15 protein-coding genes are annotated in these 16,330 nt (G+C 70.5%); 4 read left to right on the forward strand and 11 right to left on the reverse strand.

The features are described from left to right. The first annotated feature begins 88 nt into the window (after positions 1–88). Together OG870_RS44920 and OG870_RS44925 are read left to right on the forward strand one after the other, a co-directional pair. Positions 89–1,270, forward strand: coding sequence for a DUF6777 domain-containing protein (locus OG870_RS44920; RefSeq protein ID WP_266587710.1), 1,182 nt, complete (start codon positions 89–91; stop codon positions 1,268–1,270). Positions 1,271–1,415: 145 nt separating this feature from the next. Beyond that, positions 1,416–1,871, forward strand: coding sequence for an ATP-binding protein (locus OG870_RS44925; protein WP_266587712.1), 456 nt, complete (start codon positions 1,416–1,418; stop codon positions 1,869–1,871). A 54-nt stretch (positions 1,872–1,925) separates the two neighbouring features. Here OG870_RS44925 and OG870_RS44930 read toward each other — a convergent pair whose 3' ends face one another. Next, positions 1,926–2,813 carry an RNA polymerase sigma factor SigF gene (locus tag OG870_RS44930; RefSeq protein WP_266530949.1) on the reverse strand — a complete coding sequence of 296 codons (888 nt, stop codon included), beginning with the start codon at positions 2,811–2,813 and terminating at the stop codon, positions 1,926–1,928. A gap of 116 nt (positions 2,814–2,929) precedes the next feature. Further along, positions 2,930–3,715: a class I SAM-dependent methyltransferase gene (locus OG870_RS44935; protein ID WP_266587714.1), complete on the reverse strand. Its 786-nt coding sequence runs from the start codon at positions 3,713–3,715 to the stop codon at positions 2,930–2,932. A gap of 81 nt (positions 3,716–3,796) precedes the next feature. Between OG870_RS44935 and OG870_RS44940 the strand changes: the two genes are divergently transcribed. Further along, positions 3,797–4,222: a helix-turn-helix domain-containing protein gene (locus OG870_RS44940; RefSeq protein ID WP_266530953.1), complete on the forward strand. Its 426-nt coding sequence runs from the start codon at positions 3,797–3,799 to the stop codon at positions 4,220–4,222. Positions 4,223–4,243: 21 nt separating this feature from the next. On the opposite strand, the gene OG870_RS44945 is transcribed toward OG870_RS44940, so the two are convergent. From OG870_RS44945 to OG870_RS44955, 3 genes are all read right to left on the reverse strand, one after another. Continuing rightward, positions 4,244–4,846: a ClpP family protease gene (locus OG870_RS44945; RefSeq protein ID WP_266530955.1), complete on the reverse strand. Its 603-nt coding sequence runs from the start codon at positions 4,844–4,846 to the stop codon at positions 4,244–4,246. Position 4,847: 1 nt separating this feature from the next. Beyond that, the gene (locus OG870_RS44950) at positions 4,848–5,486 is read right to left on the reverse strand and encodes a ClpP family protease (RefSeq protein ID WP_266587716.1); all 639 of its coding nucleotides are present in this window, start codon (positions 5,484–5,486) and stop codon (positions 4,848–4,850) included. A 108-nt stretch (positions 5,487–5,594) separates the two neighbouring features. Then, the gene (locus tag OG870_RS44955) at positions 5,595–6,875 is read right to left on the reverse strand and encodes an epoxide hydrolase family protein (protein WP_266841956.1); all 1,281 of its coding nucleotides are present in this window, start codon (positions 6,873–6,875) and stop codon (positions 5,595–5,597) included. Positions 6,876–6,999: 124 nt separating this feature from the next. Here OG870_RS44955 and OG870_RS44960 point away from each other — a divergent pair, with 124 nt between their 5' ends. Next, entirely contained in the window at positions 7,000–7,482 is a 483-nt protein-coding gene (locus tag OG870_RS44960) for a VOC family protein (protein WP_266587720.1), read from the forward strand. A 52-nt stretch (positions 7,483–7,534) separates the two neighbouring features. On the opposite strand, the gene OG870_RS44965 is transcribed toward OG870_RS44960, so the two are convergent. The 6 genes from OG870_RS44965 to OG870_RS44990 all read right to left on the reverse strand — a co-directional run bounded on the left by OG870_RS44965 (position 7,535) and on the right by OG870_RS44990 (position 16,187). Continuing rightward, positions 7,535–10,063: a beta-L-arabinofuranosidase domain-containing protein gene (locus OG870_RS44965; protein WP_327692154.1), complete on the reverse strand. Its 2,529-nt coding sequence runs from the start codon at positions 10,061–10,063 to the stop codon at positions 7,535–7,537. Between the two features lie 222 nt (positions 10,064–10,285). Further along, positions 10,286–11,200 (reverse strand): SGNH/GDSL hydrolase family protein, encoded by a 915-nt coding sequence (locus OG870_RS44970; protein WP_327692155.1) that lies wholly within the window; start codon positions 11,198–11,200, stop codon positions 10,286–10,288. Positions 11,201–11,432: 232 nt separating this feature from the next. Beyond that, entirely contained in the window at positions 11,433–12,314 is an 882-nt protein-coding gene (locus tag OG870_RS44975) for a geranyl diphosphate 2-C-methyltransferase (RefSeq protein ID WP_327692156.1), read from the reverse strand. A 57-nt stretch (positions 12,315–12,371) separates the two neighbouring features. Continuing rightward, positions 12,372–13,421 (reverse strand): family 2 encapsulin nanocompartment cargo protein terpene cyclase, encoded by a 1,050-nt coding sequence (locus OG870_RS44980; RefSeq protein WP_266530969.1) that lies wholly within the window; start codon positions 13,419–13,421, stop codon positions 12,372–12,374. Positions 13,422–13,435: 14 nt separating this feature from the next. Beyond that, entirely contained in the window at positions 13,436–14,878 is a 1,443-nt protein-coding gene (locus OG870_RS44985) for a family 2B encapsulin nanocompartment shell protein (protein WP_266530971.1), read from the reverse strand. 295 nt (positions 14,879–15,173) lie between these two features. Next, entirely contained in the window at positions 15,174–16,187 is a 1,014-nt protein-coding gene (locus tag OG870_RS44990) for a zinc-binding alcohol dehydrogenase family protein (RefSeq protein WP_266531010.1), read from the reverse strand. Positions 16,188–16,330 lie beyond the last annotated feature (143 nt).

Genomic DNA, 16,330 nt, shown 5'->3' on the forward strand with positions numbered 1-16,330 from the left:
GAACCGGAGCACACAATGGTTCTTCAGGTAGGGAAGCGGTGTAAAGCGGAACAAACCGCCAGGAAATCCGCGTCGGGAAGAAGAGCTCGTGAGCGTCGAACCGCCGTCCTCCGGCCGCCCCACAGGCCCGCCCTCCGGCCCGCTCTCGGGTCCCTCCCAGCCGCCCACGGGCCCGCCCTCGCAGCCACCGGGCAGCAGCGGCGGCACGCCGTCGCCGCCACCCCGCCGCCCCTGGTGGAAGTCGGCGCCGCGCGTCGCCGTCCTCACCACGCTGGTGGTCGCCGCCGTGGTCCTTGCGGTCGTGTTCACCCGGCCCGGCGGCGGCAGCTCGGCCAAGGGCGGCGAGGTCTTCCTGCAGGCGGCGGGCAAGACCGGCCCCGAGCCGTTCACGGAGTCGACGGCCGAGGACAGCTCCACCCCGTCCGTCTCCGCCTCGCCGGCCACCGAATCGGCACCGGCGAACGCGGTACGAGGCGTCGACGGCGACGCGCCCGGGCTGTACGGCGGCACCCGCAACGTCTCCAGCTGCGATGTGGAAAAGCAGATCAAGGCGCTCCAGGCGACCCCGGCGAAGAACAAGGCGTTCGCCTCGGTCGCAGGCAGGCCCCCCGCCCAGGTCCCGTCCTACCTGCGCTCGCTCACCCCCGTACAGCTGCGCATGGACACCCGCGTCACCAACCACGGCTACCGCAACGGCGCCGCCACCAGCTACCAGGCCGTCCTGCAGGCGGGCACGGCCGTCCTCGTCGACGGCCACGGAGTGCCCCGGGTGCGCTGCGCCTGCGGCAACCCGCTGACACCACCCGTCGCCCTCCAGACCACACCGAGGCGCACCGGCGACACATGGTCCTCGTACCGGCCCTCGAACGTCGTAGTGGTGACTCCCGCACCGCAGATCATCAACATCTTCGTGATCTACGACCCCGACACCGGGGAATGGATCGCACGGCACAGGGGCGACACCGGCCGGCACGACCACCGGACCGAGCCGCCGGCGAAGCCCTCCCCGTCGGTGAGCACGACCACGCCGAAGACACCGTCATCGCCGTCGTCCCCGTGCGCCTCCTCGCCCGGCACGGACAAGGGCACCCCGACCACCTGCCCGCCGACGTCCACCGCCCCGTCCTCCTCCACGCCGAGCGCCGAGCCGCCCTCCGGCGAGCCCGGGACGAGCGAGCCCGAGTCGCCTCCGTCCTCGTCGTCCGAGGCACCCCTCGGCTCCGGTACGACGACCGCTCGGACGCCGCCGAACCAGGCCGTCGGCGCGTAAAATGCTGCGAGGCCGACCTGTACATCACCGGCGCTGTACGCCGAAGCGGACAGATCGGCCCGCAAGGGGGACTGCCGGGCGTGGCTCGGGGTACGAGCACTGATGCAGCAGCGTCCGGCCAGGCCGGCTTCCGAGAGAGACATGCATGATCGAGCACGTGGGCGGGGCAGTGATACCGACTGGTTTCGACGTGCCCGTCGAACCGCTACGGCGGGCGGCGCACTACACAGGCGAACCGGGATCCATCGCCGAGGCACGGTCCTTGGCCGCGCACTTCGTGGACCAGCTCAGGACCGAGTGGTGCGCCAAGATCGCGGACCGGGCCGAGGAGGAGGTGCTGCTCGTGGTCAGCGAGCTGGTCACCAACGCCGACCGTCACAGCAACGGCCCGTACATCCTGGAACTCGAAGGCACGGACGTCTCGGTGACGGTGTGCGTCTACGACAGCAGCGCGGCCCTGCCGCGCCGCTTCCCGCGGGACCCCGAGCGCGTCGGCCGGCACGGTCTGGAGATCGTCCACGTGCTGGCGACGAGGGTCACCGTGGAGCGGGTGCCGGTCGGCAAGCGGGTGTGCGCCGTGGTGGCCCTGAACGGCGAATGATCGCCGAAGTCGCCTACGACGACTTCGGCGGCCATGAGCCGATGTCCCGGTCACTCACGCGTAGTCGAGTTCGCCCAGCATTCCCTCGCGCAGTCGCGCGATGATCCGCTTGATCAGGCGGGACACATGCATCTGCGAGCAGCCGAGCCGTTCGCCGATCTCCGCCTGGGTGGCCTCCTCCACGAACCGCATGTGGATGATCTGCCGGTCGCGTTCGCCGAGTTCCGCCATGAGCGGGGCGAGCGACTGGAAGTCCTCGACGAGCCGCAACCCGTCCTCCTCCACACCGATGAAGTCGGCGAGCACCGCCTCGCCGCCCTCCGGACCGTCGCCGGTGAGCGCGGCGTCCAGCGACGAGGAGTTGTATCCGTTGGAGGCTATCTGCGCCTCGATCACCTCCTGCTCGGAGATGTTCATCAAGGTGGCGAGCTCGGGGACCGTGGGGTCACGGTCCAGCCGGCTGGCCAGCTCCTCGCGCGCCTTGGCCAGCTCCACCCGCAGCTCCTGCAGCCGGCGCGGCACGTGCACCGCCCAGGTGGTGTCACGGAAGAAGCGCTTGATCTCGCCGACGATGTACGGCAGGGCGAACGAGGTGAACTCGACCTCGCGGGACAGCTCGAACCGGTCGATCGCCTTGATCAGGCCGATCATCCCGGTCTGGACGAGGTCCTCCATGTCGTCGCCGCGCCCGCGGAAACGTCCGGCGGCGAACCGCACCAGCGAGATGTTCATCTCGATGAGCGTGTTGCGCGCGTACTGGTACTCGTGCGTGCCCTCCTCGAGTTCCGAGAGGCGCTGGAAGAACTGGCGGGACAGTTCCCGTGCGTCACGCGGAGCCACCGAGCGTGGCTGCGTGATCCCCGGCAGTGGTCCATCACTCGTGCAGGTTTCGGCGGCCTTCTCGACGACCCTTGCCTCCGACCGTTCCACGGCGGTGTCCATTTTCCCTCTCCCACGAAAGTCACGGTTCGACGTCTGTCTGTCTGCGGCGTCTGACTGCGGCGAGTCCTTCGTGGTGCGGGTACCCTGCCTCCGCCCGAGCATGCACGCCGTTTGTGTCACTCCCCGACGCGGGTGGCCACGATCAGGTCGTGGAGGTAGCGCTTGGTGACGGTCCCGCCGTGCCGCGTCTCGATCAGCCGGCGCAGACACGTGAGCAGACCCTGCCGTGCCGTCTCCTCCAGCGCACGGTGGCCCGAGTAGGTGAGCAGTACGTCGATGTACTGGTCGGTCGTGTAGGTGATGTCCTGGATGTGGCGGGTCGCCACGACCCGCTCGAAGTGCGGGGAGCGCTCCAGCTCCCCGGAGTCCGTGGGGATTTCGGACGCCGGCAGCAGGCGCAGCCCGGGAGGTGTGGCCGGATCCCAGCGCTCGTAACAGCTCTGTGCCTGCGTGAAGAACTCCGTGGTGCCGCCGGCCACGTGGTCCGTGACGACGAGGGCGAGACGCCCGCCGGGACGCAGCGCCCGGGCCGCCTTGACCACCCGTACCGCCGGGTCGATCCAGTGGAAGGCCGTTGCGCACACCACGAGGTCGAAGGGCTCTTCGGGCAGCTCCCAGGCCTCGAACTCCGCCACCCGCACCTCCACGCGCGGGAACGCGCTCAGCCGCTGCCGGGCCACTTCCGCCATCGCGTCACCCAGCTCCACCGCGATGACACGGCAGCCGAACTCCGCCAGCGAGACGGTGAGCTGGCCGGTACCCGGGCCGATCTCCAGGACCCGGCTGCCCGGGCCGAGCCCGGTCGCACGGGTCAGTTCGTCGACCAGGGCGCGGGGATACCGCGGCCGAGCCCGGTCGTACAGCTCGGCATCCTCGTTGAACGTTTTCCGCAACGCCGTCACCGCGTCCTCCGCCTCAGCGATTCCACCCAGGGCAGAATGCCGATCTCTTCCCTTCGGGGCGAGGGAATTTAGGCTGAGGAGGTGAGCAGCCAAGCGCCGAACGAAGCCCGAGTCATTGAGCTGCGCCGCCCGCAGGGCGCGCGCCCGGTCGCCCCTCTCCCCGCGCGCCCGGCCCCCACGGCCCCCGTGCCCCCAGCGCCCAGGGAACCCCTGTGGCGTGACCTGGTCGGCGATGTCCTGCGGCGCGAACGCCTCGCCCAGGAGCGCACCCTGAAGGACGTGGCCGACGAGGCCCGGATCTCCATGCCGTACCTCTCCGAGGTGGAGCGCGGCCGCAAGGAGGCCTCCTCGGAGGTCCTCGCGGCCGCCGCCCACGCCCTGGGACTCGGCCTGGCCGACCTGTTGTCGCTCGCCCAGGGAGAGCTCACCCGGATCACTGACCGGTCGGCCAACAGGAGCCACCGGACGTCCACTTCGCCGTACAACGGACTGTGCCTGGTCGCCTGACGACCGGTCCCGGCCGGCGCCTCAGACCGCCACGAGGCGCCGGCTCAGCACCTCGTCGGCCAGCCCGTACGCCACCGCCTCCTCGGCGGTGAACACCTTGTCGCGGTCCATGTCCGCGCGCAGCGTCGGGATGTCCTGGCGGGTGTGCCGCGACAGCACCTCCTCCACCTGGGCGCGGATCCGGACCATCTCCTTTGCCTGCAGGGCGAGGTCGGAGATCATGCCCCGGCTGCCACCGCTGGCCGGCTGCCCGAGGAGTACGCGCGCGTGCTCCAGCACGAACCGTCGCCCCGGATCCCCGCCGGCCAGCAGTACGGCAGCCGTGGAGGCCGCCTGCCCGACGCAGAACGTCGAGATCGGCGCCTGCACGAACGTCATCGTGTCGTAGATCGCCATCAGCGAAGTGAACGAGCCGCCGGGGGAGTTGAGGTAGATCGCGATCTCGTTCTCGGGGGCCGACGACTCCAGATGGAGGAGTTGCGCGATGACGACGTTGGCGACGCCGTCGTCGATCTCGGTGCCGAGGAAGATGATCCGCTCGGACAGCAGCCGGCTGAACACGTCGGAGGACCGCTCGCCGTTCGCGGTCCTCTCGACGACGTACGGAATCGTGTAGTTCCCCATGTCACAGCCCCATCCGTCGCTTCGAGGCGGCCGGGCGGACGTCGGCGAGCGACTCCAGCACCCGGTCCACCATGCCGTACTGCCTGGCTTCCTCGGCCGTGAACCAGCGGTCGCGGTCGCCGTCCCGGGCGATGGTCTCCGGGGTCTGGCCCGTGTTCTCGGCGATGAGCCGCTCCATCGTCTGCTTGGTGTGCTCCAGGTTCTCCGCCTGGATCTCGATGTCGGCGGTGGTGCCGCCGATGCCCGCCGAACCCTGGTGCATCATGATCCGCGCGTTCGGCAGGGCGTACCGCTTGCCCGGCGTGCCGCCGCAGAGCAGGAACTGGCCCATGCTGGCCGCGAAGCCCATGGCGAGCGTGGAGACGTCGTTCGGGATCAGCCGCATCGTGTCGTAGATGGCGAGGCCCGCGTGCACGGATCCGCCCGGGCTGTTGATGTACAGGCTGATGTCGGTGCGCGGGTCCTCGGCGGACAGCAGGAGCAGCTGCGCGCAGACCCGGGTCGCGGACACCTCGTCGACCTGGGTGGCGAGGAACACGATGCGCTGGCCGAGGAGTTGGGCCGCGAGATGCTCGTCGAACCGGCCGGGTGGAGTGTCGCCCTCCTCGGCGCGGGGCGAAAGCGTGGTCAGTGGAGTCATGGTCTCTCCTGTCGAGTGGTGATGCCGTCGACTCCACTCTTGGCCCGGGGCCGCGCCCCGATGCGGTTTCTCTGCCCGCGGCAGATTCGCCACGGGCAGAGCCCGCGCTCAGCCCTTCTCGCGCAGCTGCCGGAAGAAGGCCCGCACATCGCCCACCAGCAGGTCCGGCTCCTCCATCGCCGGGAAGTGTCCGCCCCGGTCGAACTCCGTCCAGCGGACCAGATTCTCCGTGCGCTGCGCCTTGTGCCGCAGGGGGAGCTGCGGCTCCGCCGGGAAGAGGGCGAGCGCGGTCGGCGCGGCCGAGGGCTCGGTGGGCTGGGCGGCGCGGCCCGTGGTGTGCGCCCGCTCGTAGTAGATGCGGGCGGCGGAACCCGCGGTCCCGGTCAGCCAGTACAGCATCACGTTCGTGAGCATCCGGTCCCGGTCCACGGCTTCCTCGGGCAGCAGCTCCGAGTCCGTCCACTCCTGGAACTTCTCGACGATCCAGGCGAGTTGGCCGACGGGGGAGTCGGTGAGCGCGTACGCCGGAGTCTGCGGCCGGGTGGCCTGAAGGACGGCGTACCCCGTGCCCTCGCGCGACCACTCGCTCCACCGGCGCCACGACAGCAGCGCCCGCTCCTGCTCCTCCGTGCCGAGCGCGTCCAGTTCCTCCGGCGTCGGTTCGGTGGCCTGCTGCCCGCCCGGCAGCAGGTTGAGATGGACGCCGGTCACCCGGTCGGGGTGGGCGCGTCCCAGCTCGCGGGAGATGGCGGCACCCCAGTCGCCGCCCTGAGCACCGAACCGCTCGTAGCCGAGCCGGCGCATCAGCTCGGCCCACGCGTCGGCGACCCGGCCCGCCTCCCAGCCCGTGTCCGCGGCGGGACCGGACAGGCCGAACCCGGGGATGCTCGGCACGACGACGTGGAACGCGTCAGCCGGGTCCCCGCCGTGCGCAGCGGGGTCGGTGAGCGGCCCGACCACGTCCAGGAACTCCACGATCGACCCCGGCCAGCCGTGGGTGATGATCAGTGGGGTGGCGTCCGGCTCGGGGGAGCGGACATGGGCGAAGTGCACGGTCGAGCCGTCGATCGTGGTCGTGAACTGCGGCCACTGGTTGAGCTGCGCCTCGGCGGCCCGCCAGTCGTACGAGTGGCGCCAGTACCGGGCCAGCTCGCGCAGGTAGCCGCCGGGTACGCCGTACGCCCATCCGGTGCCGGCCAGCTCGTCCGGCCAGCGGGTGCGGTCGAGACGGTCGTGCAGGTCGTCGAGCTCGCTCTGCGGGATGTCGAGGCGGAAGGGGCGAATGCCGTCGGCGTTCTCGGCGTTCCCTGCGTTTCCTGCGTGATCTGTGCTCTCTGTGCTCCCTGTGCTCTCTGGGTTCTCAGCGTTCCCTGCGGGCGAAGACGTCATGACCGCGAGCCTATTGCGGTCGGTGGCGGGGCCGTCCGGATTAATCCGCGGCGCGACCGATGAGTTCCGCGGCGAGGATCGGTCGACAGAAGTGACCGCGTACCAAGCCCCAGGAGGAGAACACATGAGCACCGACGGATTCACCACGTGTCTCTGGTTCGACGGCCAGGCCGAGGAGGCCGCGCACTACTACGTCTCGGTCTTCAAGAACTCCAGCATCGGCAGGGTGACCCACTACACCGAGGGTGCCATGCAGCCTGCCGGCACCGTGCTGACCGTCGAGTTCACGGTCAACGGCCACAAATTCGTCGCCCTGAACGGCGGCCCCCAGTTCAAGTTCACCGAGGCGATCTCCTTCCAGATGTTCTGCCGGAACCAGGAGGAGATCGACCACTACTGGACCAAGCTCACCGAGGGCGGCGGCGAGCCCGGCCCCTGCGGTTGGCTGAAGGACCGCTTCGGAGTGTCCTGGCAGGTCATCCCTGAGGGCCTCGACGAGATGATCAGCGACCCGGACACGTCGAAGTCGAGCCGTGCGATGCAGGCGATGCTGAAGATGCACAAGCTCGACATCGCCGCCCTGGAGAAGGCATACGAGGGAGAGTGACGGCCGGCCCATCTCCCGCCCGGCGGGCGGACCGGCCGCGACCGCTCGTCGCCTACGAGGTGGAGGCCTGCGCCAGCGTCGCCACCTCGGCGGCGCTCAGCGTCCTGCCGTACACCCGGAAGTCGTCGACCGCTCCCTTGAGGTAGGGATCGGCATACTGCGACCTGCCGACGTACCCGGTGCGGATGTGGTTGCCGAAGTGGCGCGGCTCCACGGAGACGCTCGCGTTCCGGCCGGCCTCGGCGCCGTCGACGTAGAGGACGGCGGTCCCGGCGCCGTAGCTCACCGCCACGTGCACCCATCGGTCGGCGGGCAGCGGGTCGGCGTCGATGCGCTGCTCGCCGCCCGCCCCGCCGGCGGTGATCGCGTACCTCAGGGTGCCGTCGCCGCTGAGCGGGGTCAGGAACAGGTTGGCGGTGACGCCCGTGCCGACGTCGAAGATCCGGCTCCAGGCGCCCGGCCGACCGTCCAGCCGTACCCATGCGGCCAGGGAGTAGGCGGAGGCACCCGCCAACAGGTCCTCGGCGAGGGCGACATGGCCGTCCGTGCCGTCCAGTGCCACCGCTCCGCCGATGCGTCCGGATGCCGACCACGAAGCCCCACCGACCAGTTGGGCCGCCCTGCCGTTGCCGGTCGCGTCGGTCGCGGTGGTGCCCGACGTCTCGTCGAAGCGGTGCCAGGCGACGAACTCAGGGGGAGGGGGCGGGGGTTCGCCGGTGAGCCAGTACACCGAGTAGTGCTGGTGATGGACGCGGGCGATCGGCAGCAGGGTCACGTCCTCGTCGTCGGCGCGGGCGGTGAACCGCAGCGACTTCGACGATTCCTGCCGGACGGACGTGACGTCGAGGCGCGGCAGCGAGGCGTTCGCCCGGTCGCCGTAGGCTCCCGCCAGGACCACCGGGCCGTGCAGCACGGCCTGGACGTCGGGGTCGTCGGGCGTGGCCTCGACGACCGTGCGCATCGGCAGGGACACCTCCACCCGGTCGCCGGTGCGCCATGCGCGCTCCAGGGTGAGCCAACTGCCGGGCTTCGGACGGTCGGGCAGCGCACGGCCGTTGAGGGTGGCACGGGCGCCAAGGGCCCAGGACGGGATGCGCACGCGCAGTCCGTGCGTGGCGCGCCCGGCGGTCACCGTCAGCGTGGTGGTGGGGCTGTCGGGGAAGCCGGTGGTCTGCCGCCAGGTGACGCCCTGTTCCCGCCAGACGACCTGCGAGGGGATGAACAGGTTGACCAGCAGGTCGCGGTCGTCGTGCGTGTAGACGGTGTCGGCGAACTTGGCGTGCGTCTCCATGCCGGTGCCGTGGTCGCAGGAGAAGTTGTCGTAGTCGGTGGAGTACGCGTTCGGGTCGGTGCCCATGAAGGACGGCTGACGTTTGAAGGAACCGGGCGCCAGACCGGTGTAGTAGATGTTGAAGCCGTGGGCGGAGACCGGGTCCTGTTCGCCCAGCATCTGGTTGAAGAGCGTGCGCTCGTAGTGGTCCAGCAGGTCGGTGCGGTCCGGAGCGTGGAAGTGCAGCAGCCGGGTCAGCTTCAGCATGTTGTAGCTGTTGCAGTTCTCGCAGGTGCTGTCGGACAACTGGCCCGCGACGACGTCCGGTTCGTGGAAGGCCTCGCCGTTGCTGTTGCCGCCGATGACGTACGAGTGGTGGCCTGTGACGATCTGCCAGAAGTTCGCGGCGACGGTGCGGTAGCGCTCGGGCCGCCCCTCCTCCCACAGCCGCAGGGCGCCGACCATCTTCGGGATCTGCGTGTTCGCGTGCAATCCCGCCAGCCGGTCCTCGCCCCGGGCCAGCGGGTCGAAGACACGGGCGTGGGTGAAACGCTCGGCGACGTCGAGCCACTTGCCGTCACCGGTGAGGGCGTGCAGATCGGCGAGCACGTCGTTCATCCCGCCGAACTCGGTCTCCAGCACGCGCTGCATCTGCTCGTACGTCAGTCCGGCGGTGCGCGTGTCGACCCATCCCGCCTGCCGGAGCACGACGTCGAGGGCCTGGTCGTTCCCGGACAGCCGGTACTGCTCGACCAGTCCGGCCATGATCTTGTGGATCGTGTAGTACGGCGCCCACACTCCCGTGCCGGCCTCCAGCCGGTCGAAGAAACTCTCCGGGAAGGCGGACAGATAGCCCTTGCCGAACCCGGCGGCGGGGGAGGCGGCCTGGCATGCGGCGAGCTCGGCGACGAGGGCGCGGCCCTTGTCGCGCAGGGCCGTGTCGCCTGTGCCCGCGTGGGCGAGGGCGAGCCCGGAGAGCAGATGGCCGGTGGAGTGGCCGCGCAGCTCGACGTTCGGCCCCTCCCAGCCGCCGCAGGGCTGGGCGGTGCTGGGCAGGCCGACGTTGGTCCGGAAGGTGTGCAGCAACCGGTCGATGTCGACGAAGTGCAGATAGGCCGAGTTACGGCGCTGGTTGTCCCGGAAGGGACTGTCCAGCAGGGTCACCGCAGTGAGCGGGAAGGGCCGCGCCCGGGCGGTGGCGGCCGAGGGGGCGGTGGCGGCGTCCGCCGTCCCCCCGCCCGCGATGGCGAGGGCCGCGGAAGCGGTACCGGTGGCCGCGAGGAACTGACGTCTGCCGAGAGGTGGGGTCATCACCAAGTCCTCCGCATGTCGGGGAGACGGGACGACGGTGTCCCTCCGCCGCTCCGCTCATGTTCGATATGTCGAATGACGTGCGACATGCTGTGCGCGGGACACGCTATGCGTCCCCCGTGTGATGTCAACAGTGCCGGAAGGGACGGAAGTTGCCCGCGATGGTGTCAGTCCTCGCCGGCCGGCGGAGCACGGCGGAGGCCCGACGCCACCCCAACCGGCTCATCGAGCGCGAACCCGGCCCGCGATCACCCGCGTGATCTCCCGGGCGATCCGCAGGATGCCGGGGGAGCGTGCCGGGCACGGCTTCGGTGTGGAGGTGGTGGGCGCCAGGCAGAAGTGCAGGTAGTCCGCGTCGAGGTGGAGGGCGGTGCGGTCGCGGCCCGGCTGGGTGCAGTAGTCGGCGTGTTCCCGCTCGTAGCCGGTGCACGGCAGGTACTGGGCCCAGGTGTAGCGGGCCCCGGCGGGGCTCACCGCGGCGCCCGCGTCGGCGACGAGATCGCGCGAGGCGGCGGCCTGCCGCTCGTACATCTCGTTCACACGCCGGACCCGGTCGGGCGTGATCGGGTCCGGCCCCTGCAGCACCCACACGATCTTCGGCCGTCGGTCCCCGCCGGCCGCGGCGATCTGCTCGGTGAGCCGGCGCAGATCGGCCCGGTAGCGCGTGAAGTACCTCTGCTGCGAGGCGTTGTAGGTGATCCCGTCCATGCACCAGGTGTAGCCCCACGCGTTGCCCCAGAACTGCAGCACCACATAGTCCGGATGCCGCGAGCGGACCAGCGCGGCCGCCTTGTCCGCGTCCGGCACGAGCGAACGCTTCCCCGTCCCCTCCAGGTAGTCGCACAGCGTGGTTCCCGAGTACGGGGCGCTCGTGTACGTCGCTTCGAGGCTCCCGCGGAGTTGCTGCCCGAGGACGTTCTGCGCCTCCATCGCGAGCGAGTCGCCGAGGTACAGCACCCGCGGTGCCACCGCGGGCACGCCGGGGGAGGCCGGTGCCCGCTGGTGGGTCATCGTGGCGGACGCCCCCGGCACGACGGGGGAGGGCGGCGACGTCTCCGGCCCGGACGACGGGTCGCCGCACGCGCCGAGCAGCAGCACCCCGGTCAGCAGCACCCCCACGAACCACGGCTTCCGCATACGGCAACTCCAGCCCCGGCAAGCGAGAACGGCTCCCCAGGCAAGCACAGCCCGGCCCAAGGCGGAAGACACAGAGGTGAGTTCACTCGCCGTCCGGCCGCGCGCGTACGGCATGGGCGCCCGGGGGAGTTCCGGCACGGGCCCGTGCGATGCGGGATGACGAAGACACCGCGAGCCCGCGCCGGAACGTGCGCCCCGGCGCGGGCGGGTACCTACGACGTGACCGTGTGCGTCAGACCCGGTCCGCGGCGATCAGCAGGTACTGGAAGCTGCCGTTCTTGTACGCGGTCAGGAACGTGTCCTCGATGCCCGTGACCAGGTGCTCGGCCTGCCGGCGCAACTCCCAGTAAGGGATGGTGGCCGCGGTGAGGTCCTCCACATGGACGGGTACGAGACGGTGGCGGGCCATCGCCCGGAAGTACTCCGAGCGCGGGTGGATGTCGCAGATGTAGTGGGCGTTGATGAGGGACACCTCGCGGGACGCCTGTCCGTAGGTGTCGTTGTAGCAGCCGGTGACCACCACATAGCGTCCGCCGCGGCGCAGCAGCCGGGAGTGCTCGGCGAACAGCTGGTCCAGCTCGACGTACATGGTCGACTCGTTGTTCCACGACGCCGCGTAGGAGCCGGTCGTGAAGCCGGTGTCGAGCATGTTGCGGTGGTGGTAACGCACCTGGCCGTCGATGTCCCGCCTGCGCGCCTGCTCGTTGGCGAACGCGGCCTGCTTGGCCGAGATCGTCACGCCGTCGGCCTGGCAGCCGTAGCGCAGATGCGCGACGACACTGCCGCCGCCGCGCCCGCAGCCGGCGTCGAAGACCCGGTCGGTCGGGGCGAGCGGGCCGAGGCGGGTCGTGAGGAGTTCCGCCTGGGCGTGCTCCAGGCGGTGCAGTTCGGTGGTGATCCGTTCCCGCCGCAGCGCGGGCTCGGGCTCCTCCAGCACGGTCCAGTCGACGTCGCCGATGCCGTAGTGATGGTGGTAGAGGTCGTCGATTCGGCCGAGTTCGAGGTTGACCGGATTCTCCTCGGCGTTCCAGTAGTCCGCGACGCGGGTCTGGTACGTGGACTGGGTCGGCACCGGTGCCGCCGTCGTGATGTCGGCGTCGGGGGCGATGGTCAACGAAGACTCCTCGTGATGCGTGTGACGGTACGTCAGCAGAGCGGGCTGGAGCGGGTGTTACCAGTAGTTGGGCAGGTGGTAGCGGTGGGTGTTGGTGGAGTGCCACTCGTGGTTGCCGGCCACCCAGTCGGACAGGCCCCGGGCGTAGCGCTCCACGAGGGGTGAGGTGGCGGACAGGAGGGCGGACTCGTCCTCGAACGCGGCCATGATCTCGTTGTGGATCTCGACGGCCTTGAGATAGGCGGCCTTCAGCCCGCACCGCTCGTTGGCGGCGACGACCTGCGGCAGATTGAGGTGGGTGGGGTCGCTCGCCAGCTCCTTGGTGAAGGAGTACAGGTCGTTGACGATGGTGGTGGCGTTGCAGGCGAGCGCGGTGATGCGCTGGATCTCCGGACGGGCGTAGACAGCCTCGGGCAGCTCGTAGCCGTCGACGGCGTCGACGATCGACAGACAGGGGCGGAAGTTGTTGAACTGCCGCATCACCAGGTACTCCCACACCTGCGGTACGTGCCGGATCTCCGCCCAGGCGGCCTCGGCGAGATAGCCGAGGTGCAGCCGTGCGATGTCGTGCACGAACCGGTCGGTCTGGCTGGGGGTGGCGAGGACGGCGTAGTCCTTGAGCGCCCAGTGGTACGAGCGCAGCGGCCCGTCGGCCTGCACTCCGTGCAGCCACTGCTCCTGGAGGGCGGGTGGGCCGTGGAAGGGATCCAGCGCCGACTGGGCCAGGATCAGCCGGCCGCCGAGGCCACGACGGGCCCCGCCCCGGCCCTCGTCCTCCTCGCAGTAGCAGTTGTCGACGAGGTTCTCGGCCAGCAGCAGCTTGCCCGCGACGGTGAGGCGCTCCAGGTCGGCCGCCGCCGGATGCTGGAGTACGACGGCCCGGCCGAACTGGAAACCCGAGAAGTCCCCCGACCAGGCCTTCGGGAACAGGTCGAGGCCGTGGGCCCAGGCCTCCAGCCTGCGGTCGACCTCCTCGGCCTTCGCCGGGTCGGCGGGGGCCACGGACCGGTGTCTGAGCCCGGGAACCGCCCCGCCGCGCCGGGTGCGCACGGTGCGGGCCAGGTCGGGCGGCCCCGGCAGCGGATGTGAGGAAGCGGGCGCGCTCATTGCGTACTCCACCCTCAGTCGGCCGTCCGGCCGAGCTGGACGTTCTCCAGGATCCCGGCCGCGTCCGGCACGAGGATGGCCAACGAGTAGTAGGCGGTGACCAGGTAGCGGATGATCGCGGCCGTGTCGATGCCCATGAACCGTACGTTCAGGCCCGGCTGGTACTCGTCCGGGATGCCCGTCTGGTACAGGCCGACCACACCCTGGTCGCCCTCCCCGGTGCGCAGCGCGATGATGCTGCTGGTGTGCTCACGGCTGACCGGGATCTTGTTGCAGGGAAAGATCGGCACCCCGCGCCAGGCGGGAATCTCGTGCCCCTCGACATTCGCCGTGCCCGGCACCAGACCACGCCGGTTGCACTGCCGGAAGAAAGCGGCGATCGCCTTCGGATGGGCGAGGAACACCTTGGTCTTACGGCGCATCGCCAGCAGCTCGTCCATGTCGTCCGGGGTGGGCGGGCCGGTGAAGGTGCTGACGCGCTGGCTGTAGTCGACGTTGTGCAGCAGCCCGAACTCCCGGTTGTTGACCAGCTCCCACTCCTGACGCTCGCGGATCTCCTCGATGGTCAGCCGCAGTTGCTGCTCGGTCTGGTTCATCGGGTTGTTGTAGAGGTCGGCGACCCGGGTGTGGACCCGCAGCACCGTCTGGGTGAGCGACAACTCGTACTCGCGCGGGGCGAGTTCGTAGTTCACGAAGCCGCCGTTCAGCGTCGGTTCACCGACGTGGCCGGCCTGTACGGGGACGTCGGCCTCGCCCTTGCGGTTCATGGGCAGCTTCTGCCGCGCGGCGAACTCCTCCAGATGCGCGGCGAGGGACGGCACCCGGTCGGTGAACTCCCTGACGACGTCCCAGGGCAGCACCAGCAGCACGCCGGCCGTCTCCGCACGTACCGAGCTCAGCCACAGCGGGTCGGACTGCCCGATGGCCTCGTCGCCCATCTGGTCGCCGCCGGAGACGACCCCGATGATCTCCTCTTCGCCGTACTTGCCCGCCGCGTAACGGGTGAACCTGCCGTGCACGACGAGGTAGGCCTCCGTGACCGGCTGCCCCGCCTCGAACAGCACCTGCCCCGCCCGCACCTCCCGTACCCGGAACCGGGTGGCGACCTCCTTGAGGACGTCGGGGTCGGAGTAGCCGCGCAGGACCGGCAGTTCGGTGAGGGTCTGGGGGATGACCTTGATGTCGTCGGCGCCGTTCTGCTCGAACTGCACACGCCCGCGCCCGATCGACAACTGCAGACGCCGGTTGACCCGGTAGGCGCCGCCCTTGACGTCCACCCACGGCAGGGTCCGCAGCAGCCAGCGCGAGCTGATGGCCTGCATCTGCGGTTCGGACTTGGTCGTCGTGGCGAGCTGGCGCGCCGCCTGGGTGCTGAGACTGCTCAGCTGCCCCTCGGAGTCGGGTTCGGGGGCGGGGTCGTCGGTGGCGGGTCCGGGGGCGCTTTCGGGGGCGGACACATTCCCTCCCTGGGGATGTACATGGCGATGTACAGGGGTGATCAGGGGTGAGCGCGGTGGTCGGAGACGTGGTCGACGTCGCGATGGGCTGACAGTCAGGCACCGCATGTACAAGGCAAACAGCCACGTGGGGGCCCCGGTACGGCGCGAAGGGGGCGGCTTCACGTCCACGGTGTGCAAACGCGCCGATCGAGGCGGAGCACCGACGGTCTCTTGATCGCACGCCGGTCGCCACGCCTCTGGCTCCGGCGCACAGGCGGCACGGGCGGCACACATGAGGGCCCGCCGCCCCGGCTCACGACACGTCGTTCACCAGCACCGCCGCTCCGTCGAAGCGCCCCGCCTTGAGGTCGCGCAGTGCCCTGTCGGCCTGTGTCAGGGGGTAGGCGTGGGCCGTCGCGTGGATGTCGTGCCGGGCGGCGAGGGCGAGGAACTCCCGGCCGTCCTGACGGGTGTTGGAGGTGACGCTGCGCAGCTGCTTCTCGTAGAACAGCTCGGTCTCGTAGTGCAGTGCCGGTGTGTCACTGAGGTGGATGCCGGCGATCGAGAGGGTGCCGCCGCGGTCGAGGGCCCGCAGGGCGACCGGTACCAGGTCCCCGACCGGCGCGAACAGGATCGCGCTGTCCAGCGGTTCCGGCGGCATGGCGTACGCGTCCTGCGCGGAGGCGGCACCCAGACCGAGCGCCAGCCGCCGCGCGGCCGCCCCGCGCGTCAGGACGTGCACCGTGGCGCCCTCGGCCAGCGCCAGCTGCGCACACAGGTGGGCACTGCCCCCGAACCCGTACAGACCGAGCCGTCCGCCCGGTGGCAGAGCCGCCCGCCGCAGCGCGCGGTAGCCGATGATCCCGGCGCACAGCAGCGGCGCGAGAGCCACTTCGTCGACGGGGCCGGCCTCCGGCAGCCGGTACGCGAACCCTGCGGGCACGGTGGTGTACTCCGCGTAACCGCCGTCCGCGTCCCAGCCGGTGTACCGCGAGGACGGGCACAGGTTCTCGGCCCCGCGCGCGCAGTAGCCGCAGGTGCCGTCCGTGCCGCGCAGCCATGCCACGCCCACCCGGTCACCCACGGCGAAGCCGCCGACCCCCGCCCCGAACCCGGCCACCAGGCCCACGACCTCGTGCCCGGGCGTGACCCGCGCCCGGTGCACCGGCAGATCGCCCTCCGCGACGTGCAGATCCGTCCGGCACACCCCGCACGCGCGTACGTGCACGAGGAGTTCGTCCTCGGCGGGCACCGGCACCGGTTTCCCGACGCACCGCAGGCCCTCCTCCTCGACCGGCCCCGGCGTCACCACCGACCACGCGAGCATCGTCCCGTCCGCCATCCCGCACCCCGTCCGCAGCGTCGAAACCCCCTCCCTTCCAGTCTGAAACGGACCGAGGCGTTCGGCGCGCGCTTCGGCGGGCGGATGACTAGCGTGAGGAAACGGACCATCCACCGATTCGGGAGAGG

The organism is Streptomyces sp. NBC_00461 (genome assembly GCF_036013935.1).
GTDB lineage: Bacteria > Actinomycetota > Actinomycetes > Streptomycetales > Streptomycetaceae > Streptomyces.

Bases quoted from the DNA above. Each gene is read 5' to 3' on its own strand.
- OG870_RS44925 (WP_266587712.1), top strand. From the start codon at position 1,416: ATGATCGAGCACGTGGGCGGGGCAGTGATACCGACTGGTTTCGACGTG.
- OG870_RS44930 (WP_266530949.1), bottom strand. From the start codon at position 2,813: ATGGACACCGCCGTGGAACGGTCGGAGGCAAGGGTCGTCGAGAAGGCC.
- OG870_RS44945 (WP_266530955.1), bottom strand. From the start codon at position 4,846: ATGGGGAACTACACGATTCCGTACGTCGTCGAGAGGACCGCGAACGGC.
- OG870_RS44950 (WP_266587716.1), bottom strand. From the start codon at position 5,486: ATGACTCCACTGACCACGCTTTCGCCCCGCGCCGAGGAGGGCGACACT.
- OG870_RS44955 (WP_266841956.1), bottom strand. From the start codon at position 6,875: ATGACGTCTTCGCCCGCAGGGAACGCTGAGAACCCAGAGAGCACAGGG.
- OG870_RS44960 (WP_266587720.1), top strand. From the start codon at position 7,000: ATGAGCACCGACGGATTCACCACGTGTCTCTGGTTCGACGGCCAGGCC.
- OG870_RS44965 (WP_327692154.1), bottom strand. From the start codon at position 10,063: ATGACCCCACCTCTCGGCAGACGTCAGTTCCTCGCGGCCACCGGTACC.
- OG870_RS44970 (WP_327692155.1), bottom strand. From the start codon at position 11,200: ATGCGGAAGCCGTGGTTCGTGGGGGTGCTGCTGACCGGGGTGCTGCTG.
- OG870_RS44980 (WP_266530969.1), bottom strand. From the start codon at position 13,421: ATGAGCGCGCCCGCTTCCTCACATCCGCTGCCGGGGCCGCCCGACCTG.
- OG870_RS44990 (WP_266531010.1), bottom strand. From the start codon at position 16,187: ATGCTCGCGTGGTCGGTGGTGACGCCGGGGCCGGTCGAGGAGGAGGGC.